This is a genomic window from Mycobacterium palustre (assembly GCF_002101785.1).
Classification (GTDB): Bacteria; Actinomycetota; Actinomycetes; order Mycobacteriales; family Mycobacteriaceae; genus Mycobacterium; species Mycobacterium palustre.
This window is the reverse complement of the sequence record NZ_LQPJ01000043.1, coordinates 75736-97873: the sequence shown is the minus strand read 5'-3', so window position 1 is coordinate 97873 and position 22138 is coordinate 75736. Positions and strand designations below refer to the sequence as shown.

Genomic DNA, 22138 nt, shown 5'->3' with positions numbered 1-22138 from the left:
ACACTCAACGCCGCCACAGCGCACTCAGCGGCCTACCACCCATCAGCCGCCTGTAACCAACGTTATGGCCGGGTACACCTAGGGCCGGCGACCCCTAGCCCGGAAGGCGTCCCGCATCCGCTCGCCTTGGTCTTTCGCGTTGGCCTTGACCTGATCCAGCACGCCCTCGCGCTGTGTGCGCCGGTTGCCGGTGAGCCTGCCCACGGTCTCCTTCGTAGCAGTCATGTTTCGGTGCATACCCGAGGCCGTGCGGCGGCCAAACTGGCCTACACCTTGGCCTGGCCGCGCGGCAGCGTGAGCGGCAGGTCGGTGTAGGTGACGATGCCCGGTGGGGCGGCCACCACGGCCGGGATCGCGTTGATCACCGGCATCGCCGTCATGATGTGTCCGAGCGTCATGAAATCGGCGATGGTCTCGGCCTGGAAATACGGCGGGGGGAGGAAGCCAACCTTGGTGGTGACCGTGGGCTGCCCGTCGATCTGGATGACCCAGCCGTCCTGGTCGATCTTCCAGTCGGGCTCGAGCGTCTGCCCCTTGCGCCACCGGACGTTGAGGTCGATCAGGGTCTTGCCGCCGACGATGCCCTGCCAACTCGCGTAGACGCCCGCCACGCATCCCGCAGGTATGGTCCAGGACCCGAGGTCGAGATCGGCCGTGGTTTGGGCGTATTCGGCCACGCAGCGCACCTCGTCGAGCTCGACGCCCAGCGCGTCGGCCACCAGGCGGACCGCCTCGCCGAAGATGGCCGTGCCGTGCTCGGTCATCGCCTGCAGGTCCGGGTGGTCGATCGGCTGGCCGAAGCCGACGGGTTTCTCGGTCGCCGGCGAGTCGTAGAACGTGGTGTCGGCGGCTTCGATGACGCTGACCTTGTCGACGCGGTTGCACACCATCGCCGACACGATGGCCAAAAGCTCGGCGAACCCGGGGCTGACGCCGGACCCGAAGATTGTCGCGCCGCCCTTCTGGCAGGCTTCGACGATCCGGTCGCGGCCCTGCCCGAGGTTGGTTCCGGTGACAAACGACGCCGTCGTGACCACGTTGACGCCCGCCGACAGGATGCGGACCAGCTCGTCGACGTCGATCCACATGGGGTTGTAGACCACGCAGTCCGGCTTGAGGGCGAGCAGCGCGTCGACGTCGTTGGTGGCCGCTACGCCCACCGGGGCTATGCCGACCAGCTCGCCGGCGTCGCGGCCGACCTTCTCCGGCGACCAGGCATAGCAGCCCACCAGCTCCAGGCCGGGGTGGTCGGCGATGGACTGCAACGAGCTCTTGCCGACGTTTCCGGTGTTCCATTGGACGACCCGATAGGTACTTGGCACCCGCTCAGCATAGGGTAATGACGCTCTCATTAGCGAGAGTGCAATTTCCGGAGCGGGGTCAGTAATCCGATTCGGCGGCCAAAATCTCGGCGAGGAACGCGTCGGCGGGTGGCCGGTCCAAGCGGGACCGCGCCCACCGGCGAGCCCGGTCGCGCGCCTCGCCGGACTCCGATACGTCGGCGCCGACAACGACCGAGGTGGCCGACCAGTCGTGGTCCCAGGCCGCCGATTCCGTGAGGGGCCCCCGACGGTCGTCGGCCAGGGGCAGGGTCGCGCCGCCGCCGGCGTCCATGGCGCCGCTGCCGCTGATCGCCCCGGATCGCAGCCGCACCGCGATGCCCGTGGCCGGAGCCGGTCCGATGACAGCGGCGTGCACCACGGCGACCACCGACGCCCCGGCCGCCTCGACGCGCCACTCGACGGTGTCTTCGGCGGCATCGAAAATGCCGGGCGGCACCGCGCTCCAGTTGATCGCGGCGGCGCCTTGGGCGATCGACACCCCACCGCGCGCGCCACCTCCGGCGCCGGCGGCCAGCGCGTAGTCGTCGCGGCGCCCGCTCGGCATCGCGACGAGCGAACCCGAATCGTCAAGGGCCGCATACAGTTCCGGCCACCCCGCGTCTTCGATGCCTACTTCGTCCGCGAGCCCGGCGGCGGCACGGACCAAATCGAGCACCCGGGGATCGCCCTCGCGCAGGTGGGTCAGCAGGGCCGGGGCGTGCGGTGCCAGCAGCTCGACCACGTCGGAATCCAACGTGTCGTCGAAAAAATAAGCCTGCGCGCCGGACGTCAGCAGGGCGACCTCGGCGTCGAGCAGCGCACGGTCCAGGCCGACTATGCCGTCGCGCCGGCTGGCGGGCCACCACCGCCGCAGCCAGTGGCCGACGGCCAGCCTGCGCAGCGGTCCGACCGATCCGGGAACGATGTCGACGCCGGCGAGCTCGATGGTGTGCGCGTCGTCCGCGTCCCGTTCCGACGCCAGGGCGCCGGTGACGGCGACGTGCCCGGATTCGCCCAGGACGCGCCAGAGCCAGTCGGCGCGGGACGGATCGGTGAAGGTGATCCGGGTGGCCGCGTCGGCTGCCGGGTCGTCGACGGTCCAGGACAGCACCGCGCCGGTGACCTCGAGCACGGCGACGAGCGGGGGCTCCACGGTGCTGGGACCGGTGCTCCAAAGTCCGGCGTCGGCAACCAATTTCATCCGGCCACCTGCAATTCGAGCATCGCCTTGATTCGTTGCCGGTGGTCCAGGCTCACCGACCGCGCCACCCCCTCCAGCAGCGACCGCACCTCGTCGACGTCGTCGCAGGGCTCTTGCCAGACGTCGCGCCCGTGCAGGCGGGCCCACAGCCGGCTGAGGTAGGGCTGTGCGTAGGCGGCGAGGTCGTCGACCACTTGCTGTTGGCGCGGATGGATCGGGCCGCCCTCGGCCAGGTAGCGCCGGGCGTGCAGCACGTAGGCCTCCTTGCGCAGCCGGGCCTGAATCTGCGCGGCCAGCGCGTAGCGGCCGGCGACGGACGGGTCCAGCGGAGACAGCTCCACCGCCACCTCGATGCCGGCCACGAGCGCGGCCTGCTTGTCCTCCGACAGCAGTCCCCATGGTGCGCAGGCCCGGTCGACCTCCTCCTCGCATAGCAGCGGGATGTCGGGCAACGCGTCGCGGTCCAGGGCGCGCCGCAGCGTCGCGCGCACCCGGTCCACCACGCTGCGATCGAGCGGACGATCGCTGTCCGAGCCGCCGGAGATCCCCGGGGGTCGTTGCGGCTCAACCGAACTCAGGCCGAGCTCGACGATCGACCAGGGCAGCTCGGCGTCGCCCACGCGGGCCAGGGCGCCGAGGTTGTACGGGGTGGCGTCGACGATCACGGCCGACCAGACCCGCTGCCGCGCGGCCTCGGCGCGATGGGTGCCGGCCGGCCCGAGCACGGTCTCGAGCTCGGCCATGAAGGGGCCGATGACGGTCTCGCCCGGCCGCACGTCGCGCCAGCTCCGGTCGAGCTGATCGGCCAGCTTGGCCACGACGTCGGGGTCGGCCACGTACTGGTGCAGCACCTCGATCCCGGTGCGGTCGCGTCCCTGGTGAATGTCGGCGAGCACCGCCGCCGCGGACTCGCGATCCTGCGGCGCCGGTGGGCCTTTCGTCACCGCCAGCTCGAAGCACACCGGAAAGTACAGTTCCTGGGCGTTGCCGCTGCGTATCCGCTGCCTGCGGCGCTCGAGCTTCAGCGTCTCGAACCACGCGGCGGCCGAACGCAATTCGTTCGCGTTGGCGACGATCAGCTCGTGCATCGCGGCCGCCGTCTCGGGCGCGACGACGGGGGCCGAGTATTGCGGGTTGGACCGCAGCCGCAGCACCAGCGGGTCGATGATGCGTTTGACGGTGCGGCTCAGCGGGCCGCCGTCGTCGCTGCTGAGCACCTCCACCCCGGGACCGATCGCCCGCCACGCCGCCTCGATCACCGACCGCCGCGGCTGGCCGACGGTGACGACAGTCGCGACCTGCGAATCCGCGCTCACCTGGACAGGATAGGGGTTCACGAAAATTATCGGCAGCCGAAAAGTTGGGTTCGGTAGCCGGCCGGGTCGAAGAGCCTGGTGGCATGGAGAAGCTAGTGACGCTGCTGTCGCGGGCCGGCCGGTGCGCGCGGGCCCGGCGCCGGGAGGTGGTGGGTCGCGCGGTCGGGGTCGGTACCGTCCGCACCGCCGGTGAGCGCCAGGTTTTCATCGAGGTGGTTGCCGTGTCGGGCGAGACGTTCGTCGGCAAGTTGGTGCCTTGTGACGCCGGCGCGGACGTGGCGACGCTGCGCCCGGGGCTGGTCGTCTTGGTGGCGTTCGATCCCGCTGTGCCCGAAAAGCTTTCGCTGCCCACGGACGCCGAGGCTGTGCTCGCCGCCCACGCGACCTCGGGGTGAGCGCTACCGGGCGCCGTCGACGGCGAACGTCGCCAGGGCACCCCAATAGAGCGGGCTGGCGGTGGTGTCGCCGCCGCGCCAGCGTCGCATCTGCGCCCGCTGCCACCGATTGACCGCGCCGCCGGCCTCGGCGCCTTGGTGCGCGTGATCCACGGCGATCACCAGATCGGCCATCGGGTCGGGCTCTGCGCCGGTCGTCGCCGAAAACTGCCGGTAGGCCGCGGTCGTCGGCAGCGACCACAGGGTCGCGGTCACCAGCTGCGCGCCACCCAGGATCATCGCCGCCACCAAGCCGGTCGCCTCGTCGAACCGGTAGTCCCCGCCCGAGCCGCACGCCAGCAGGGCCACCCGTGGCGGCAACGGCAGTCGCAGCGACATCAGGTCCGACGCGGTCAGTGGGCGGTGGTCTCCGATCAGGTCGGCGTCGCCCGGGATCGTGGCCGGGCAGGCCAGGTGCAGCGCCGCACGGTCGGCCGACTGGCCGTCGGCGGAGCTGGCGTGTCCGACGTACATCAGCCTGCTGGGCCGCTGCGCCAGGAGATCGGCCAGCCATACGCGGTCGGCGTCTTGGCGACGGAACAACTCGACCGCCGCGCCGACGTTCGGCAACACGGTGCGCTCGCGCATCAGCGCGGTGAAGTGTTGCGCCAGTGGGGTTTCCGGTGACGGGCGGCCGAGCACCGACCCGAGCGCGGAGTCGGGCCGCTGTCCCGGCACCCGCGGATCGAGGACCAGCACCGGCGGGCCGTCGCTGCGGGAGTCCCAGCCGGCCGGCGCCCGAGGCGCGTGGACGATGTTTTGTGGCACCGCCATCAGCACGTCGACCAATTCCATCAGCCGATGGCCGTCGGTGTGGTCGCCGATGTTCGTCAGCTGCCATGGGATCCGGGCGGCGACCCTGCCGCTGGCCGTGATGGCCTCCTGGCGGGCGCGCACCAGCTCCTCTTTGCTCGGTCCCGATTTGGGCACCGCCAACAGCCCCCATGGGACGCGCGCGAGCCGAGCGCTGGGGGACACGAACAGCGTTGCGCGCGGCGAGGTTACGCACTCCAGCAGCAGCTGCCACCCGGCCGGGCCGATCAGCAGCACACCCAGGATGTAGGCGAGCGTGAGTTCGGTGTCGACCGCCGCGAAGGCTCCGGCGGTCAGCGCGCGCTCGATGGCGCCATCTCGGCTCTCGGTGCCGTGCGGCTCGGGCAAGGCACCGGTGAGCTCTTGCACGGCCGCGAGCAGGATCGGTTCCTCCACCACCCAGGCGACGGTCCGCGACGGCTGACCCACGATCCGCAAGCTGGCGTAGGTGGCGATGCCGACGTCGGCGAACCGCAAAACCAGGGTGAGCCGGGCCGGCTCGCTCATGGCCAGGTCGACCAGGCGGGCCCGGCGGCGGTGACGTCGCGGCCGTAGCGCTGGAATGCCAGTGCGCGATAGCGATCCAGGATCGGTGGGCTGTCGGGCTGCATCTGCAACGGAGGCAATGGCCCGAGCCGCGTCAGCGACGCGCCAGCACCCGCCGCCGGCCCCGCCGCCGCCAGCGCCGCGGCGGGTTCCGCGTTGGCGTCGATGAGCGCGGTCGAGGTCGCCGTCGACGCCCATTCGCCGATCGCCGGCCGCCGCGGGTCCTTGTCGAAAGTACCACGCGCGCTGTGGTATTCGACCAACTCGCTGACCAGTTGGGTGTTTTCCCATTCCCAGGCGACGGCGAAGGCGCCGGCCAGCATGGGCGCCGAAACGCCCGCCGCCCAGCGCGCTCTCGCGTCGGCGTCGGCGATCGAATACCGTACGGAGTCGACCGCCAGCGCGGCCGGCACCTTGAGCTCGGCGGCCTGTTCGAGTTTGGCGAGCCCGCGCCGGTACTGCGGAGTGCCGACCTCGCCGAGCAGGACGCCGATTCCCTCGGCTTGGCGCGCCTCGGTTTCCTGCAGCGTCTCGTAGGGATCGCCCGAACTGTCAAAGCCCAGATCCGCCAAGGCGTCGGCACGCCAGACGGTGCCGAGGTGATTGTCAAGCTTGGCGTACTGCAACCAGCTGCTGCGTGGCGAGGAGTCGAGCAGTTCGCGGGCCTGGGCGATCAGCTCGACGGCATCGGCGAAGCGGCTCCAGAAGATCGCTATCCAGCTGCGCTGCAACAGAATTCGATGCAAGTGCAAGGGTTTGCCGAGTTGTCGCCAGTGGCGCTCGGCGTGCTCCCAGCACTCGTCGGCGGCCTCCAACGCACCGGATCCCAGCCGCGTGAGGCCCATGTACAGCCAGCAGCGGGCGGCGTCGTGCGCGCGGTCATATCGGGCGATGACGGGATATGCCTCCGAGACCAGCCGCTCGGTCGTCGCGTGATCCCCCACCAGCCACGCGGCCGCCGCGCGCTCCAGTTGCGTTCGGGCGCAGGCAAGCTCCCATCCGTTCGCGCGCGCGCGGGCCTCCGCGCGCCGCAACCAGGGCTCGGCCTCGGACAACCGGCCGGTCTCGACGCAGAATCTGCCGTACGCGGTGGCGGTTTCCACCATCAGGTGGTCGGCGACCGGTCCGCCGTTGCCGTGAGAGTCCAGCCCGTCGAGCGCCCGGTCCCACAGCGGGACGGACTGCACATGCAGGTCGTCATCGCAAAGCGCTGTGGCGCAAAGTGTTTGGGCGTAGGTGCGCAGATACGAGCATTCGTCGGCGAGGTCGGCGGCATCCCCGTCGTCGGCGGATCCGTCGCACAGCGCGGCCAGCTTCGCGGCGGCGTCGTCGTGCTCGCCCAGGGCCGCGGCCAGCCCGGTTTCCAGGAATTGCGCCCGCCGCGTGTAGCGGCGGATCATGTGCGCCACCTCGGCGTCGGACATGCGCACCTGGCGCGCGGCGTCCGGCATCGTCCCGGCGGCGATCGCCGAGTAGATCGCCAGGCAGTCCCGGATGCGCCGAATGGATTCGCGCACCCCGTCGTTCGCGCCGCGGGCGAGGTAGATTTCGCCCAGCTGCGCAAGCACTTCCAGCATCAGGTCGTCCCTGTCTTCCCGCTCGATCTGCGGCACCAGGGACAGCAGCAGGTCCCGGGCCCGCGTTTCGTCGGCGGCGAACGCCAGCCCGCGGGCGTTCTGCAATTCGCCGGGGATCGACACGGCTGCATCATAAGTCCGCCATCGTGCACGCGGCGAGCGGCCGAGCCCGGAGCGGCGGACGCGTGAGTGGGGGGACGTCCGCCGCCCGGAGTCTTCGTCGATCAGCCGCACGTCACCTTGATGTTGAAGTCCTTGGTGATCACTCCGGCCATCGGGTTTTTCAGGTCGGCGCCCTGCGCCTGACCGGTGATGGTGTAGGTCTTGCCGTCGACCGCCACGTTGGCCGAGCCGTTCTTTCCGCCCATGCCGTTGGCCACCGACAAGGCGTTGCCGTCGACGACCATCATCAGCGACTCGACCTTCGGGGTGGGCTCGTCGGTCATCACGACGGCGAGCGCCTGCCGGCCGCCGTTTGTCGACCCGCTGCCGATGTCGATCTTGCCGGCGGTCCGGACGCAGGTCACCGAGGCAGGGTCCAGGCCCGCCAGGTCGGCGCCGGCCACCTTCACCTGCGCCCCGCCGCCGTTGGCGACGCTGGCCGCCGGGCTGGCCGTGTGGCCGCCGCTGGAGCAGGCCACCAGCGCCGACGCGGCGCCCAGGCTTCCAATGGCTGCCGCGAGAAGACGTTTCACTGCAGTTCCCTCCTTCATGCGCCGCCCCATTGGCGTCGCCATGGCGCAAGTACAGGCGCCGCCGGCCGCTACCGATCCCAATTTCCGCGTCGACCCGGTAGGCTGCGTCGACATCGGCCCAGGAAGGGAGACAAGCGGTGGCGGGCGTGAAGTGGTTGGAAAGGCCTGAGGCCCATGACTTTCCGGCGGCCGCCGACTACCTCGCCCTGCTCGCGAACGCGAAGTCGGTCACCAAGTTGACCAAGAAGCTGAAGGCCGGGGCGATCAAGTACAAGAAGGCCAAGGACATTCTGCGGGCGGCGCGGCTGAGCCTGTTGCCGGTGGACAACCCGCACGTCGCGGCGGACCTGGCCAAGATCGAGAAGGGTCAACCGTTGTCGCCAATCCTGCTGGTGCGCGGCGACTTCACCACCGGTGTCCCGCTGCAGATCGCCGACGGCTATCACCGGGTGTGCGCGAGCTATCACACCGACGAGAACACCGACATCCCTGTCGTTATCGTGTCACCGTGATCGAGATCCGGTCCGTCGCCCCGGTACGGGTGCTGACCCTGTCGTCGGGGCGCGTCAACGCCCTCGACGTCGAGCTGCTCGAGGAGCTCGCGGGGGCGCTGGGCGAGCTGCGGAACTCCGGCGCGGACCCGCTCGTGATCACCGGCGCCGGCAAGGTGTTCAGCGCCGGCGTCGACCTCAACCGGGTGGTGGACGGCGGCGCAAACTACACCGATCGCCTGATTCCGGCGCTCTCCGAGGCGTTCGAGGCGATGTTTAGCTACCCGGGCCCGACGGTGGCCGCCGTCAACGGCGCCGCCATCGCCGGCGGGTGCGTGATGGCCTGCGCCTGCGACCGCCGGCTGATCGCACCCGAGGCGCAGATCGGGGCCTCCGAGGTCCGCGTCGGCGTGCCGTTCCCGGTCGCGGCGCTCGAGGTGATGCGGTACGCGTGCGGGGACCGCGCCGAGGACGCGCTGCTCGGCGGCCGCGTCTACCGCGGCGCCGACGCCGTCGCAAACGGGCTGGCCCACCGCGTCGTCGACGACGATCTGATGCAGGCGGCGGTAAAGGAGGCGTCCGATCTCGGCGACGTCGCCGTCGACGCCTACCGCCACACCAAGGCCCAGCTGCGCGCACCCAGCCTGGCGCGGATGCGTGAGGCCGGCCCGATCGACGCCGAGGTGCGCCGGCTGTGGGGCGCCGAGGAGACCCGGCAGCGCCTCGCGGCGTACGTGGAAAACCTGCGGCGACGCTGAGGCCGGCTTATTCGTCGAGCGCGACGCCGCCGCGGGTGCGCCTGCGCCGCATCCGGTGCGAGCCCTTGCCCGTCGGGCGGCGGTTGCGCAGTCCGCCCGGAGCTGCTTCGGCGGCCTTGGTGTCCGGCTCCTCGGGTGCTTCTTCGCTAGCCGGTTCGGCTTCGGCGACGGGCTCGACGGCCGTTTCGGCGGGCTCTTCCGTCTCTTCGGCCTCTTCGGTCTGTGGTTCGCCGACTCCGTCGGCTTCTTCGGTCTCTTGGGTCTCTTGGGTCTCTTGGGTCTCTTGGGTCTCGGTGTCTTCGGGCGCGGCTTCGGTGGCTTCGGCGTCATCGGTGCCTTCAGCGTCCGCCTCTTCGGCCTTCTTGCGGCGCAGGCGGCGCCCCTTGGGCTTCTTGGCCTTGATCGGTTTCGGCGGCGGCGGGGGCAATTCGGCGACGAACGACAGATAGAACGCGAAGAAACCGAGCACGGCGATCGCGGCGGCGGCGCCGTAAATCGCGAACAACCAGCGGCCGGCGGTATCCAGGCTGAGCCAAATCTCGCTGATCGCGGTGCCGATGATCAGCACGCCGGCCAGCACGTGGGCCACGATCGACCAGACCCTGATGGTCAGGGCCAGCTGCGGCGCGCCCAACTCCGGCTTGCGGCTGCGCACCAGCTGAAGCGCCACGGGCACCGCCGCGAGCCCGATCAGGGCGCCGGCCACGATGCGCAGCGTCGTCCCCAACGAGTGGGCGGTGTCGCCCATCAGCTCGGGCCAGCGGGGGAGAACGAAGAAGAAGTAGAGGACGCCGCCCGCGATCGACAAGAGGGCATGCGACAACACGCATAACCACGAGAACAGTCCGTGCCACACGATTGCGCTCGTGCGCCGCCCCATAAATCTCCTCATGCTGGCGTGAGCCCTATCGGCCGGTAAGCCAGCCTAAAGGCCGGTTAAACCGATTCCAAACAACGTCGGTGCTTGGGCCGCGTCTCGACGGAGCACGACCGGTGGCGGAGGATGCGGGATTTGAACCCGCGAGGGCTATTAACCCAACCCGCGTTCCAGGCGAGCGCCATAGGCCACTAGGCGAATCCTCCGTGGCCATGGTAACCGAGCGCGTCACGGCCGCCGCCAATCCCTTCCGCCCAGGCGTTAGACTCGGCGGAGGACCCCGCGCGGCGTCTATCCTGTGAACTCCCCCAGGGCCGGAAGGCAGCAAGGGTCAATGGGCTCTGTCGGGTGCGCGGGGTCCCCTAGGTTCGATGAGTGGCGACCCGCATCGCCCGGCTCCGCCGCGCTTGCGATCGCCACTAGGTTGGATGAGTGGCGACCCGCATCGCCCGGCTCCGCCGCGCTTGCGATCGCCACTAGGTTCGATGAGTGGCGACCCGCTGCGCCCGGCTCCGCCGCGCTAGGTTTCCCCACCCGGGTTGGACGCCGAAAGGTCCCGCAATAGCTATGGTTTCGTTCGATTCCCTCAGCCCTGACGAGCTCGCCGCCGTGCACGCCCGCAACCAGGCCGATTACGCCGAGCTGCAGTCCAAGAAGCTCGCGCTGGACCTGACCCGCGGCAAACCGGCACCGGAGCAGCTCGACCTGTCCAACCAGCTGCTCAGCCTGCCTGGAGACGACTACCGCGACGCCGAGGGCACCGACACCCGCAACTACGGCGGCCTGCACGGCCTGCCGGAACTGCGGGCCATCTTCGGCGAGTTGCTGGGGATCCCGGTGCAAAACCTGATCGCGGGAAACAACTCCAGCCTGGAGCTGATGCACGACCTCGTCGCCTTCTCGATGCTGTACGGCGGGGTGGACTCGCCGCGGGCCTGGAAGGACGAGCCGGTCGTGAAGTTCCTGTGCCCCGTCCCCGGCTACGACCGCCACTTCGCGATCACCGAGACGATGGGCATCGAGATGATCCCGGTCCCGATGCTGGACGACGGCCCCGACGTCGACCTGATCGAGGAGCTCGTCGCCGTCGACCCCGCGATCAAGGGGATGTGGTCGGTGCCGGTGTTCGGCAACCCCACCGGCATCACCTACTCCTGGGAGACGGTTCGCCGGCTCGTCCAGATGCGGACCGCGGCGCCGGATTTCCGGCTGTTCTGGGACAACGCCTACGCGGTGCACACCCTGACCCACGAGTTCGTCCGCCAGGTCGACGTGCTGGGGCTCGCGGCCAAGGCAGGCAACCCCAACCGTCCCTACGTTTTCGCCTCCACCTCCAAGATCACCTTCGCCGGCGCCGGGGTCAGCTTCCTGGGCGGATCGCTGGGCAACATCGCCTGGTATCTGCAGTACGCGGCCAAGAAGTCGATCGGTCCGGACAAGGTCAACCAGCTGCGCCACCTGCGGTTCTTCGGCGACGCCGACGGGGTGCGCCTGCAGATGCTGCGCCACCAGCAGATCCTGGCGCCCAAGTTCGCGCTCGCCCTCGAGATCCTGGACAAGCGGCTCAGCGATTCCAAGATCGCCTCGTGGACCGACCCCAAGGGCGGCTACTTCATCAGCCTCGACGTGCTGCCCGGCACGGCGCGGCGGACCGTCGCGCTGGCCAAGGACGCGGGAATCGCCGTGACCGAGGCCGGCGCGTCGTTCCCGTACCGCAAAGACCCGGACGACAAGAACATCCGCATCGCGCCGACGTTCCCGTCGCTGCCGGACCTGCGCGACGCGGTCGACGGCCTGGCGACCTGCGCGCTGCTGGCGGCGTCGGAGCGTCTGGTCTCCTCGGCGCCGAGCGTGCGCTGAGGCCGGAAAAATCGCGCAAAGCGCGCCGTACGGTCACGTTCGACGCCCGTCGGGCCGTCGTCACCGCGCGCCGGTAGCCTGCTGACCGTGGCCCTCTACCGCAAGTACCGACCGGCAACCTTCGCCGAGGTGGTGGGGCAGGAGCACGTCACCGAGCCGCTGTCGATTGCCCTGGAAGCCGGCCGGATCAACCACGCGTACCTGTTCTCCGGGCCGCGCGGCTGCGGCAAGACCTCGTCGGCGCGCATTTTGGCGCGCTCGCTGAACTGCGCCCAGGGGCCGACGGCCACACCGTGCGGGGTTTGCGAGTCGTGCGTGGCGCTGGCACCCAACGCGCCGGGCAGCATCGACGTGGTCGAGCTCGACGCGGCCAGCCACGGCGGCGTCGACGACACACGCGAGCTGCGCGACCGCGCGTTCTACGCCCCCGCGCAGTCGCGCTACCGGGTGTTCATCGTCGACGAGGCGCACATGGTGACCACCGCGGGCTTCAATGCGCTGCTCAAGATCGTTGAGGAGCCGCCCGAGCACCTGATCTTCGTCTTCGCCACCACCGAGCCGGAGAAGGTGCTGCCGACGATCCGGTCGCGCACCCATCACTACCCGTTCCGGCTGTTGCCGCCCAAGATCATGCGGGCGTTGATCGGACGGATCTGCGAGCAGGAGGGGGTCGTCGTCGACGACGCGGTGTACCCGCTGGTGATCCGGGCCGGCGGCGGATCGCCGCGCGACACCCTGTCGGTGCTCGATCAGCTGGTGGCCGGGGCCGAGGACAACCACGTCACCTACCAGCGGGCGCTGGGGCTGTTGGGCGCCACCGACGTCGCGCTGATCGACGATGCCGTCGACGCGCTCGCGGCCGGGGACGCGGCCGCGTTGTTCGGCGCCGTCGAATCGGTGATCGACGCCGGCCACGACCCGCGCCGCTTCGCCACCGACCTACTGGAACGGTTCCGGGATCTCATTGTGCTGCAGGCGGTTCCGGACGCGGTGAGCCGCGGCGTGGTGGACGGGCCGGAGGACGTGCTGGACCGGATGCGCGACCAGGCGGCCCGCATCGGCCCGGCGACGCTGACCCGTTACGCCGAGGTGGTGCAGGCCGGGCTGGGTGAGATGCGCGGCGCCACGGCGCCGCGCCTGCTGCTCGAAGTGGTCTGCGCGCGACTGCTTTTGCCCTCGGCCAGCGACGCCGAGTCGGCGCTGCTGCAGCGCGTCGAACGGATCGAGACCCGCATGGGCATGTCCATCCCGGCCGCCGAGACCGCGCCGTCGCCTCAGCCCCCGGCCGCGCCCGCCCGGCCCCGAAGGGCGGCCCCCCGCACCGCCGAAGAGCCCGCCGCCAAGGCCGAGCCGATGCCGGCGCCGTCCCGCGAGCCCGCCTCGGCGCCGCCGCCACCGGAATCCGAATCTGCCTCCGCCCCAGGGGAACTCAACGCCGCGGCGGTGCGCACCATGTGGCCGACGGTGCGCGACAAGGTGCGCCAGCGCAGCCGTACCACCGAGGTGATGCTGGCCGGCGCGACCGTTCGCGCGATCGAGGGCGACACGCTGGTGCTGACGCATGCGTCGGCGCCGCTGGCCAAGCGGTTGTGCGAACAGCGCAACGCCGACGTCATCGCCGAGGCCCTTAAGGACGCGCTGGGCGTGAGCTGGCGGGTGCGCTGTGAGGTCGGCGATGCGCCCGCGGCGAACCCCGTGCCCCCCAAGGCGCAAGACCGCGCCCCCGCCGCAGAGCCGGTGGAACCCGCCGGGCGGGACGACGACGAGGAACACATGCTCGCCGAGGCGGGCCGCAGCGAGCCGTCGGCGCCGCGGCGCGATCCCGAAGAGGCCGCGCTCGAATTGCTGCAGAACGAGCTGGGCGCGCGTCGGATCGACGGCGGCTAGTGGCGACCGTAAGCGCGGCGTAGCCGGGCGCCACGGGTCGCCACCCTGGCTAGGGCGTCCACCACGGCCGCAGCGGCAATTCGTCGTCGCCGCGGGCGTCGACGTTGGCCGCGAGCACGTGATGCAGCTGAAGGTTGTTCTGCTCGAAGGCAACCCGCGAGGCCGCCATGTACAGGCCCCACACCTTCGCGGTCGCCAGGCCCACCTCTTTGACCGCCTCGTCCCAGTGCGCCACCAGGTTGCGGCACCAGTCGCGCAGCGTCATCGCGTAGTGATGCCGGAAGTTCTCCTCGTGCAGCACCTCGAAACCGACGTCCTGGATGTCGGTGACGATGCGCCCCGAGCCCGTCAGCTCCCCGTCCGGGAAGACGTAGCGGTCGGTGAAGCCGCCGGCGAAGGAGGTGGACTTGTTGTCGTGGCGGGTGATGCAGTGGTTGAGCAGCAGCCCGCCGGTGCGCAGCTTGGACTTCAAGAAGCCGAAGTACGCGGGGTAGTTCTTGACGCCGATGTGCTCGGTCAGCCCGATCGACGACACCGCGTCGAACCCGGCCTCGCCGACGTCGCGGTAGTCGGAGTGGCGTACCTCGGCCAGCTCCGCCAGCCCCTCGTCCTCGATCGCCTTTCGCGCCCACTTGGCCTGCTCGGCCGACAGGGTGGCGCCGATCGCGTGCACGCCGCGCCGGGCGGCGTAGCGCACCATGCCGCCCCATCCGCATCCCACGTCGAGCAGCCGGTCGCCGGGCTGCAGGCGCAGCTTCTCGAAGATCAGCCGGTACTTGTTGTCCTGCGCCTCTTCCAGCGTCGCGTCGGCGTGGGGGTAGACCGCGCAGGTGTAGGTCATCGACGGGCCCAGCACCCATTCGTAGAAGGTGTTGGAGACGTCGTAGTGGTGGTGAATGGCCTCCGCGTCGCGGGTCTTGCTGTGCACCACGCCGGCGGCCACCCGGCGCCACCGCGGCGGAGCTTCCTGCGGCGGCGGCGCGACGGGTACCAGGCATTCGACCCCGATGGAGCGGACTACGTTGGCCAGCACCCGCGCCGACGGCCGCTTGAATTGAACCCGGTCGGTCAGCGTCTTGAGCAGCTCGTAGGGGTCGCCGGGGTGCACCCCGTAGGTCGCCAGGTCACCGGAGACATAGGCCCGGGCCAGGCCCAGTTCGCCCGGCGCCGTGGCCAGGTAGGTGGCGCCCCGGGGGGTACGGAGGTCCAGGCCCAGCCGGGCGTCCTCGCTGCCGGCGGTGCTGCCGTCGTACGCGGTGAACTTCAGCGGGTGCCGCCCCGTCGCGGCGAAGATCTCCAGGACCTGCGCCATCGTGAACTTGCCCCCGACAGGGTGGGTGGCGTGGTTGGGCTCTTTGGTGGTCGTCATCGCCGTTGCACCGCCTTCGCATAAAGGTCGAGGAGACGTGAATCGGGATCGTAGGTTTTCTTGACCGTCTTGTAGGCCTCGCCGCCGTAGAGCTCGTCGAACTCGTCGCGGGTGTAGAAGGAGTCGGAATACAGCGACTTGTGCCCGTCAAGCTCGCTGACCTTCGCCTCGATGGCCCGGTTGGTCGCCCCTTCGGTGGGGCCGGCCGGCACCGATGACCAGAACCCGACGTTGACGTAAGTGTGGTCCGGGCGCATCGGATACAGCGGCCAGCCGTTGGGGTCGCGCAGCCGCAGCGGGCACAGCCAGATCGGCGTGATGGGCACGTTTTCTAAAAACCACTGCAGGAATTCGACGGTCCGTTCGACGGGCACCTCGACGTCCTGCACCACCCGCTCCCGCGGGGGACGGCCATTGTGTTTCTCGATCCGATCGGCGATGCCGAAGCGCCGGTCGAGGGCCACCAGCTTCCAGTAGAAGCTGCTGCGCCGGTAGCGGCGCGGCCACCAGCGCCGGACCTTGGGGTTTTGCACGCCGAACGCGCGTGAGCACCAGAACCAGTCGGTGTCCCAGCGCCAGAAGTAGTCGTGGATCGTCAGCCGGTCGTCCTTGGCGGCTTCCGGGCCGGTGGAATCGTGCCGAATCGATTGGTAGTAAATGTCTTTGCCGGTGTAATCGCTGACCGGTCCGGGTGTGCCGGTGCGCCGGCCGACGCACAGGTAGCTTTCGTCGCCGCTGAACACCACCCCGTCCAAATAATCCACCGGGGTGCCGCCCTGCCCGCCGGTGTCGATGATGCGTTCCATCGCCGCGACCAGGTCGGGCAGCGAGCGGAACCGGATGTGCCGCAAGGCCACGAACGGCGCGACGGGCTCCAGCTCGATCCGCAGGCGCGTCGAATATCCCAGCGTCCCATAGGAATTCGGGAAGGCGCGGAACAGGTCAGGGTGCTGGCTGCGGGATGCGGTGAGCAATTCGCCGGCGCCGGTGAGGATATCCATCTCCAGCACCGATTCGTGGGGCAGCCCGTTGCGAAACGATGCCGACTCGATGCCCAGGCCACTGACCGCGCCGCCGAGCGTGATGGTCTTCAATTGCGGGACCACCAGCGGCGAGAGGCCATACGGCAGCGTGGCGGCGACCAAATCCTCGTACGTGCACATGCCCGCCACGTCGGCGGTGCGGGCGTCGGGATCGACACCGAGCACACCGGTCAGCCCGGAGGTATCCAGCCCGCGCACACCGCGTTTGCTGCGGGCGCGGAACAGGTTTGAAGTCGGCTTGGCCAGCCGGACGGCGGACGTAACCGGGATGGATCGATAACTCGCCATCAACCGGTCGACGCCCGCTGCGTGAGCCGAGAGTGCAGATCCAGGGACAGGCACCACATATACCCTAGTCTTCGACCACACCCCGTGCACCCGCGCGCGGGCGTCAGCGCAGGACATCACGACACACCAAGAGGGGGTCGCGCCTGATGGGACAGGTGAGCGCAGCCAGCACGATCCTGATCAACGCCGAACCGGGGGCCACCCTTGCCGCCGTCGCCGACTACCAGAACGTGCGCCCGAAGATCCTCTCCCCGCAATACAGCGAGTACCAGGTGCTGCAGGGCGGTCAGGGGGCGGGCACCGTCGCCAGGTGGAAGCTGCAGGCGACCAAGTCCCGGGTGCGCGACGTGCAGGTCAACGTCGACGTCGCCGGGCACGCCGTCATCGAAAAGGACGCGAACTCGTCGATGATCATCAACTGGACCGTGGCCCCGGCCGGACCGGGCTCGAGCGTCACCGTCAAGACCACCTGGGACGGCGCGGGCGGTGTCAAGGGCTTCTTCGAAAAGACCTTTGCGCCCTTGGGGCTGAAGAGGATTCAGGGCGAGGTGCTAAAGAACCTGAAGAAGGAGCTGGAAGGCTAGCGCGCCTGGCCCTGGGTGGCCAGGAAGCCCGCGACGCCACGCACCATCGCGTCGGCGTACTTTTGCCGGCCCTCGGCCGACTCCATGAGCGCCGAGTCCACGGGGTTCTTCATGTTGCCGCACTCGACCAGGACCGACGGATACTGCGCCAGGTTCAGCCCGGCGAGGTCCGAACGCCCGTACAAGCCGTCCTGGCCGATGTAGTTGGCCGGCGGAATGCCCGACGCCTGCATCTGGTCGCGCATGATCCGCGCGTATTGCACCGACGGCCCGGCCTGAGCCTGGTTGAGCGGTGGGGCGGAGTAGTTGACGTGGAAACCGCGGCCCGACGGCGGACCGCCGTCGGCGTGGATGCTCAGGATCGCGTTGGGGCGCAGGGCGTTGGCCGCGGCGGCGCGGGCGTCGACGCACGGCCCCAGCGCGGTGTCGTTGCCGCGCGACATGGCCGTCCGCACCCCCAGCGCGTTGAGCGCGGCGCGCACCCGCAGCGCGGTGTCCCAGGTGAACGTGTGTTCCATGTAGCCGCTGTTGGTGGAGGTCCCGCTGGTCTGGCAGTCCTTCGTCCCGCCGCGCCCGGTGGGCACCTGACGGTTGATGGATGCGTCGTTGGAGCCGTTGTGGCCGGGGTCGATGAACACGACCATGCCGGCGATGTTGGACGGCACCCCCCACGCCGCCGGAGCCGCGGTCGGCATGATCGCCGTCGACGCGGCGACCAGCGTCCCCACCAGAAGTTTGATTCCGACACGCCTGCTCACTCGTAGGTCCACGGCGCAAAGGTAGCGTCGCGCGGTCTACGCTGGGTGTTTCGAATCGCCCGACATCCACAGGCGAAACCAACTCGAGACCAAGATTCGAGGGGATTGTCATGCAACCCGGAGGCGACATGTCCCAGCTGCTCGCCCAGGCGCAGCAGATGCAGCAAAAGCTGCTGGAAGCCCAACACCAGCTCGCCAACACTGAGGTGCTCGGGCAAGCCGGCGGGGGTTTGGTCGAGGTCACCGTCAAAGGCAGCGGCGAGGTGGTCGCGGTCAAGATCGACCCCAAGGTCGTCGACCCCGGCGACGTCGAGACCCTGCAGGACCTGATCGTCGGCGCCATGGGCGACGCTTCCAGCCAGGTCACCAAGATGGCCCAGGAACGGCTGGGCGCGCTGGCCGGCGGCATGGGCGCGCCGCCGAAACCGCCGGCGCCGCCGGCCGCGCCGCCGCCCCAGATGGGGCTCTAAACGCTGTATCGACATGTTTGAGGGACCGGTCCAGGATCTGATCGACGAGCTCGGCAAGCTGCCGGGCATCGGGCCCAAGAGCGCGCAGCGGATCGCCTTCCACCTGTTGTCGGTGGAACCGCCGGAGATCGACCGGCTGACCGCGGTGCTGGCGAAGGTCCGCGACGGCGTGCGGTTTTGCGCGGTGTGCGGCAACGTCTCCGACGACGAGCGATGCAGGATTTGTGCCGACACCCGCCGAGACGCGTCCGTGGTGTGCGTGGTCGAGGAGCCCAAGGACGTCCAGGCCGTCGAGCGCACCCGCGAGTTTCGGGGCCGCTACCACGTCCTGGGCGGCGCGCTCGATCCGCTGTCCGGGGTCGGGCCCGATCAGCTGCGGATCCGCGAGCTGCTGACCCGCATCGGGGAGCGCGCCGACGACGTCGACATCACCGAGGTGATCATCGCGACCGACCCCAACACCGAGGGCGAGGCGACCGCCACCTACCTGGTCCGGATGCTGCGCGACATCCCCGGCCTGACCGTGACCCGGATCGCGTCCGGGCTGCCGATGGGCGGCGACCTCGAGTTCGCCGACGAGCTGACGCTGGGCCGCGCGCTCACCGGCCGCCGCGCGATGGTGTGACGGCGCCCGCTGCGCCTCTGCCCCCGCGACACTGACCCCACGCACACACGACACGCCGCGGACCGGGACCTGGTGCAAGTCTCGGCGACGAAGTATCGAGCTCTCGCTCCAGCGCGTGAAGATTGGCGTGGACGCCGCCGGCCCGCCACGGATCCTCGGAGGATCTTGGAGCGCGGCGCGGCAGCTCAGCTGGCCGCCAGGCGCTCCCGGCGCAGCAACTCCACCTCAGGTAGCTCCAGGGGCGCCAGCTCGCCCACCACCCTGCTCAGCAGCAGGTCGGCGAGCTCCGGATTGCGGGCCAGGCAGGGGCCGTGCATGTAGGTCGCGATGACGCTGCCCTGCACCGCGCCGTCGAAGCCGTCGCCCGCCCGGTTGCCCGCCCCCTTGACGACCGTGGCCAACGGCGACGCCGCGGGCCCCAGGACGGTGCCGCCGCGGTGGTTTTCAAAGCCGGTCAGCCGCTGGGTCAGCCCGGCCAGCACCGGCCTGCCGACGAGCTCGCCGATGGACCGCGCCTCCTGCGGGGACGTCGTCGCGTCCAGCAGGCCGACGCCGTCGACGCGTTCCCCCGCCGACGTCTCGTACCAGTGCCCGAGGACCTGGACCGCCGCGCAGATCGCCAGCACGGGCGCACCGCGGTCCGCCGCGCGCTGCAGGCCGGGGTGGCGGATCAGGTGGCGGGTGGCCAGCCGCTGCGCGTAGTCCTCGGCGCCGCCCAGCGTGTACAGGTCCAACGACTCGGGCACCGGGTCGGCCAGCGTGATCTCGACGATCTCGGCGGCGATGCCGCGCAGCCGCAGCCGTTGGCGCAGCACCAGCGCGTTGCCGCCGTCGCCGTAGGTGCCCATCACGTCGGGCAACACCAGCCCGATCCGCACGGTCGAGTCAGCCATGGCGCGCCAACGCTCGCTGCAGCTGGAGGAACGCGGTGTAGTTGGCGACAACCTCGACGCGCCCCGGCGGGCAGGACTTGATGGCCGCCACGGTGTCGTGCACCAGGGTGTGCCCGACGCCGGCATACCCGAGGCGCACGGCCAGGTCGGTGCCGCGTTCGCCGGCGGCGACGACCGCCGCGTTCTCGAAGTGCTCGAATCGCACGTCCCACAGCCACGACAGGTCCTCGCCGTCGGGCACCTGCCCGTTGACCGAGATGACCACCCCGGCGGCGTGCTTGTCGACCATCGACAGCGCCTCCTGCCAGCCGGCCGGGTTCTTGGCCAGCAGGACCCGCGCCTCGTGGTCGCCGACGCGGAAGGTGCGATAGCGACCGGCGACCTCATCGACGGCCGAGGCGGCGGCGACGGCCCGAGCGGGGTCGGCGCCCAGCGCGACGGCGGCGGCGACGGCCTGCGCGGCGTTGCCCCGGTTCACCGCGCCCGGCAGGGCCAGCCGCATCGGCAGGGCCAGCCCGTCGGGCCCGTACAGGGTGTGCTCGTCAAACCACCACTGCGGGCTGGGCCGCTTGAAGTCGGCGCCGGTCGAATACCAGTGGCCGTTGTCGCGGACGATGACCTCGCCGCTGCGCGGGCAGCTGACCGAGTCGTTGGCCCAGGAGCCGCCGGCGGCCACCCAGACGACGTGGGGGCTGTCATAGGCCGCCGAGGTCATCAGCACGTCGTCGCAGTTGGCGACGACGACGGCCTCGGGATGGCGGGCCAGCCCCGCCCGCAGCGTGCGTTCGATCACGTTGATCTCGCCGACCCGGTCCAGCTGGTCGCGCGACAGGTTGAGCAGCACGATGACGGCGGGCTCGACGGCGTCGGACACGTGCGGCACGTGCATCTCGTCGACCTCGAGTGCCGCCAATCGAGCGCCGCGGTTGACGGCCAGCGCGGCCACCAGGCCGGCGTCCATGTTGGCGCCCTCGGCGTTCGTGGCGACGGCTCCGAGCGTCCCCAGCGCCGCGGCCGTCATCCGGGTGGTCGTCGACTTGCCGTTGGTGCCGGTGACGACGACGGTGCGCCGGCCGGCCCCGAGCTGGCGCAGCACCGAGCGGTCCAGCGTCATCGCGACCAGCCCGCCGATCATCGCCCCGGCCCCGCGCCCGGTGACCCGCGAGGCCCAGCGCGCGCTCGCGCCCGCGGCCAGGGCCAGGCGGGCGCGGGTCGTGATCACCCGCGCAGTTTAAAGGCCGCGACACGGTGCGCGGTGACCAGGCGATGTCGGTCGGGCGTGCCATCCTCAGTGCATGAACCGGGTGTCCTGGGGGCGGCCGGCCAGCGAGCCGGGCGGGGGCTGGGCCGTCATCGACGTCGAGACCTCGGGCTTCCGGCCCGGCCAGGCGCGGATCATCAGCGTCGCTGCCCTGGGCCTGGACGCCGACGGGCGGATCGAGCAATCCGTGGTCAGCCTGCTCAACCCCGGGGTTGACCCGGGCCCCACGCATGTGCACGGCCTGACCGCCGCCATGCTCGAAGACCAGCCACAGTTCGCCGACATCGTCGGCGACCTGATCGAGGTGCTCCGCGGGCGCACGCTGGTGGCCCACAACGTCGCCTTCGACTACGCGTTTTTGGCCGCGGAGGCCGAGTTAGCCGAGGCCGAGCTTCCCATCGATGACGTCATGTGCACGGTCGAGCTGGCGCGCCGGCTGGACTTGGGACTGGACAATCTGCGCCTCGAGACGCTAGCGGCGCACTGGGGCGTCGTCCAGGAGCGGCCGCACGACGCCTTCGACGACGCCCTGGTGTTGACCGGCGTGCTGGCCTCGGCGCTGGAGCGGGCGCGGCAACGCGACATCTGGCTGCCGGTGCATCCGGTGACCCGGCGCCGGTGGCCGAACGGGCGGGTCACCCACGAGGAGCTGCGGCCGCTGAAGGCGCTGGCATCGCGGATGCCGTGTCCCTACCTGAACCCCGGCCCCTACGTTCGGGGCCGGCCGCTCGTCCAGGGCATGCGCGTGGCGCTGGCGGCCGAGGTGGCACGCACCCACGAGGAACTCGTCGAGCGGATCCTGCACGCCGGGCTGGCTTACAGCGACGCCGTTGACCGGGAGACCTCGCTGGTGGTCTGCAACGACGCCGCCCCCGAACAGGGCAAGGGCTACCTGGCCCGGCAGCTGGGGGTGCCGGTGGTGTCCGACGCCCAGTTCATGGACGGCGTGCGCGCCGTCGCCGGCGGCACCAGCATGGAGGAGTTCACCGACGCCACCATGGTCGACCAGCAGCTCGCGCTGTTCTAAGGCCGAGCGCCGATGGTGCCGACCCGCGGCGCCCGGCGCGCGG

At 70.4% G+C, this 22138-nt stretch carries 22 protein-coding genes, 1 tRNA gene and 1 other RNA gene; 10 read left to right on the top strand and 14 right to left on the bottom strand.

The genetic code is table 11. The features are described from left to right. Positions 1 to 78: 78 nt before the first annotated feature. Genes AWC19_RS29820 through AWC19_RS03730 form a run of 4 tightly spaced genes read right to left on the bottom strand, consistent with a single transcriptional unit; the run spans position 79 to position 3839 of the window. A complete protein-coding gene (locus tag AWC19_RS29820) occupies positions 79 to 225 on the bottom strand; it encodes a CsbD family protein (RefSeq protein WP_245848684.1) in 147 nt (48 codons plus the stop codon). 41 nt (positions 226 to 266) lie between these two features. Then, positions 267 to 1322, bottom strand: a complete 1056-nt coding sequence (locus tag AWC19_RS03740) for an NAD(P)H-dependent amine dehydrogenase family protein (RefSeq protein WP_085076740.1) — start codon at positions 1320 to 1322, stop codon at positions 267 to 269. Between the two features lie 58 nt (positions 1323 to 1380). Further along, positions 1381 to 2523 carry a hypothetical protein gene (locus AWC19_RS03735; RefSeq protein ID WP_085076739.1) on the bottom strand — a complete coding sequence of 381 codons (1143 nt, stop codon included), beginning with the start codon at positions 2521 to 2523 and terminating at the stop codon, positions 1381 to 1383. Further along, positions 2520 to 3839, bottom strand: a complete 1320-nt coding sequence (locus AWC19_RS03730; RefSeq protein WP_085076738.1) for a hypothetical protein — start codon at positions 3837 to 3839, stop codon at positions 2520 to 2522. The genes AWC19_RS03735 and AWC19_RS03730 overlap by 4 nt, the downstream gene beginning before the upstream one ends. Before the next feature lie 44 nt (positions 3840 to 3883). Between AWC19_RS03730 and AWC19_RS03725 the strand changes: the two genes are divergently transcribed. Further along, positions 3884 to 4234 carry a hypothetical protein gene (locus tag AWC19_RS03725; protein ID WP_085076737.1) on the top strand — a complete coding sequence of 117 codons (351 nt, stop codon included), beginning with the start codon at positions 3884 to 3886 and terminating at the stop codon, positions 4232 to 4234. A 3-nt stretch (positions 4235 to 4237) separates the two neighbouring features. On the opposite strand, the gene AWC19_RS03720 is transcribed toward AWC19_RS03725, so the two are convergent. From AWC19_RS03720 to AWC19_RS03710, 3 genes are all read right to left on the bottom strand, one after another. Next, complete coding sequence (locus AWC19_RS03720; RefSeq protein ID WP_085076736.1) at positions 4238 to 5593, bottom strand: CHAT domain-containing protein; 1356 nt, start codon at positions 5591 to 5593, stop codon at positions 4238 to 4240. Continuing rightward, positions 5590 to 7332, bottom strand: coding sequence for a hypothetical protein (locus tag AWC19_RS03715; RefSeq protein WP_085076735.1), 1743 nt, complete (start codon positions 7330 to 7332; stop codon positions 5590 to 5592). The genes AWC19_RS03720 and AWC19_RS03715 overlap by 4 nt, the downstream gene beginning before the upstream one ends. A gap of 101 nt (positions 7333 to 7433) precedes the next feature. Continuing rightward, entirely contained in the window at positions 7434 to 7922 is a 489-nt protein-coding gene (locus tag AWC19_RS03710; RefSeq protein ID WP_276043065.1) for a lipoprotein LpqH, read from the bottom strand. A 119-nt stretch (positions 7923 to 8041) separates the two neighbouring features. Between AWC19_RS03710 and AWC19_RS03705 the strand changes: the two genes are divergently transcribed. Together AWC19_RS03705 and AWC19_RS03700 are read left to right on the top strand one after the other, a co-directional pair. Next, positions 8042 to 8416, top strand: a complete 375-nt coding sequence (locus AWC19_RS03705; protein WP_085076733.1) for a hypothetical protein — start codon at positions 8042 to 8044, stop codon at positions 8414 to 8416. Continuing rightward, the gene (locus tag AWC19_RS03700) at positions 8413 to 9153 is read left to right on the top strand and encodes an enoyl-CoA hydratase/isomerase family protein (protein WP_085076732.1); all 741 of its coding nucleotides are present in this window, start codon (positions 8413 to 8415) and stop codon (positions 9151 to 9153) included. The genes AWC19_RS03705 and AWC19_RS03700 overlap by 4 nt, the downstream gene beginning before the upstream one ends. 7 nt (positions 9154 to 9160) lie before the next feature. Here AWC19_RS03700 and lucA read toward each other — a convergent pair whose 3' ends face one another. After that, positions 9161 to 10033, bottom strand: coding sequence for a lipid uptake coordinator LucA (gene lucA, locus AWC19_RS03695; RefSeq protein ID WP_085076731.1), 873 nt, complete (start codon positions 10031 to 10033; stop codon positions 9161 to 9163). A gap of 114 nt (positions 10034 to 10147) precedes the next feature. After that, positions 10148 to 10236 (bottom strand) — tRNA-Ser (locus AWC19_RS03690). Positions 10237 to 10301: 65 nt separating this feature from the next. Here AWC19_RS03690 and ffs point away from each other — a divergent pair. The 3 genes from ffs (at position 10302) to AWC19_RS03675 (ending at position 13777) form a co-directional block, all read left to right on the top strand. After that, positions 10302 to 10398: signal recognition particle sRNA small type (ffs, locus tag AWC19_RS03685), an RNA gene on the top strand. A gap of 199 nt (positions 10399 to 10597) precedes the next feature. Further along, complete coding sequence (locus AWC19_RS03680; protein ID WP_085076730.1) at positions 10598 to 11890, top strand: aspartate aminotransferase type Ic; 1293 nt, start codon at positions 10598 to 10600, stop codon at positions 11888 to 11890. An 87-nt stretch (positions 11891 to 11977) separates the two neighbouring features. Next, positions 11978 to 13777 carry a DNA polymerase III subunits gamma/tau gene (locus tag AWC19_RS03675; RefSeq protein ID WP_085076729.1) on the top strand — a complete coding sequence of 600 codons (1800 nt, stop codon included), beginning with the start codon at positions 11978 to 11980 and terminating at the stop codon, positions 13775 to 13777. A 49-nt stretch (positions 13778 to 13826) separates the two neighbouring features. On the opposite strand, the gene AWC19_RS03670 is transcribed toward AWC19_RS03675, so the two are convergent. Both AWC19_RS03670 and AWC19_RS03665 read right to left on the bottom strand, forming a co-directional pair. Beyond that, the gene (locus AWC19_RS03670; protein ID WP_211284832.1) at positions 13827 to 15146 is read right to left on the bottom strand and encodes a class I SAM-dependent methyltransferase; all 1320 of its coding nucleotides are present in this window, start codon (positions 15144 to 15146) and stop codon (positions 13827 to 13829) included. Continuing rightward, entirely contained in the window at positions 15143 to 16534 is a 1392-nt protein-coding gene (locus tag AWC19_RS03665) for an FAD-binding oxidoreductase (protein WP_245848682.1), read from the bottom strand. Before AWC19_RS03665 ends, AWC19_RS03670 begins: the two co-directional genes overlap by 4 nt. An 89-nt stretch (positions 16535 to 16623) precedes the next feature. Between AWC19_RS03665 and AWC19_RS03660 the strand changes: the two genes are divergently transcribed. Continuing rightward, positions 16624 to 17061, top strand: a complete 438-nt coding sequence (locus AWC19_RS03660; protein WP_085076727.1) for an SRPBCC family protein — start codon at positions 16624 to 16626, stop codon at positions 17059 to 17061. Here the strand turns inward: AWC19_RS03660 and AWC19_RS03655 are convergent. After that, positions 17058 to 17831, bottom strand: a complete 774-nt coding sequence (locus AWC19_RS03655; protein WP_085076726.1) for an Rv3717 family N-acetylmuramoyl-L-alanine amidase — start codon at positions 17829 to 17831, stop codon at positions 17058 to 17060. The two genes, AWC19_RS03660 and AWC19_RS03655, sit on opposite strands and share 4 nt — an antisense overlap. A 98-nt stretch (positions 17832 to 17929) precedes the next feature. Between AWC19_RS03655 and AWC19_RS03650 the strand changes: the two genes are divergently transcribed. Continuing rightward, complete coding sequence (locus AWC19_RS03650) at positions 17930 to 18289, top strand: YbaB/EbfC family nucleoid-associated protein (protein WP_085076725.1); 360 nt, start codon at positions 17930 to 17932, stop codon at positions 18287 to 18289. Positions 18290 to 18302: 13 nt separating this feature from the next. After that, the gene (gene recR, locus AWC19_RS03645; protein ID WP_085076724.1) at positions 18303 to 18914 is read left to right on the top strand and encodes a recombination mediator RecR; all 612 of its coding nucleotides are present in this window, start codon (positions 18303 to 18305) and stop codon (positions 18912 to 18914) included. A 185-nt stretch (positions 18915 to 19099) separates the two neighbouring features. Here recR and AWC19_RS03640 read toward each other — a convergent pair whose 3' ends face one another. Together AWC19_RS03640 and AWC19_RS03635 are read right to left on the bottom strand one after the other, a co-directional pair. Next, positions 19100 to 19807 carry a type 1 glutamine amidotransferase gene (locus tag AWC19_RS03640; RefSeq protein WP_085076723.1) on the bottom strand — a complete coding sequence of 236 codons (708 nt, stop codon included), beginning with the start codon at positions 19805 to 19807 and terminating at the stop codon, positions 19100 to 19102. Next, positions 19800 to 21029: a Mur ligase family protein gene (locus AWC19_RS03635; protein WP_085076722.1), complete on the bottom strand. Its 1230-nt coding sequence runs from the start codon at positions 21027 to 21029 to the stop codon at positions 19800 to 19802. The genes AWC19_RS03640 and AWC19_RS03635 overlap by 8 nt, the downstream gene beginning before the upstream one ends. A gap of 73 nt (positions 21030 to 21102) precedes the next feature. On the opposite strand from AWC19_RS03635, the gene AWC19_RS03630 reads away from it, so the two are divergent. Further along, positions 21103 to 22095 carry a DEDDh family exonuclease gene (locus AWC19_RS03630; RefSeq protein ID WP_085076721.1) on the top strand — a complete coding sequence of 331 codons (993 nt, stop codon included), beginning with the start codon at positions 21103 to 21105 and terminating at the stop codon, positions 22093 to 22095. The last annotated feature ends 43 nt before the right edge of the window (positions 22096 to 22138 follow it).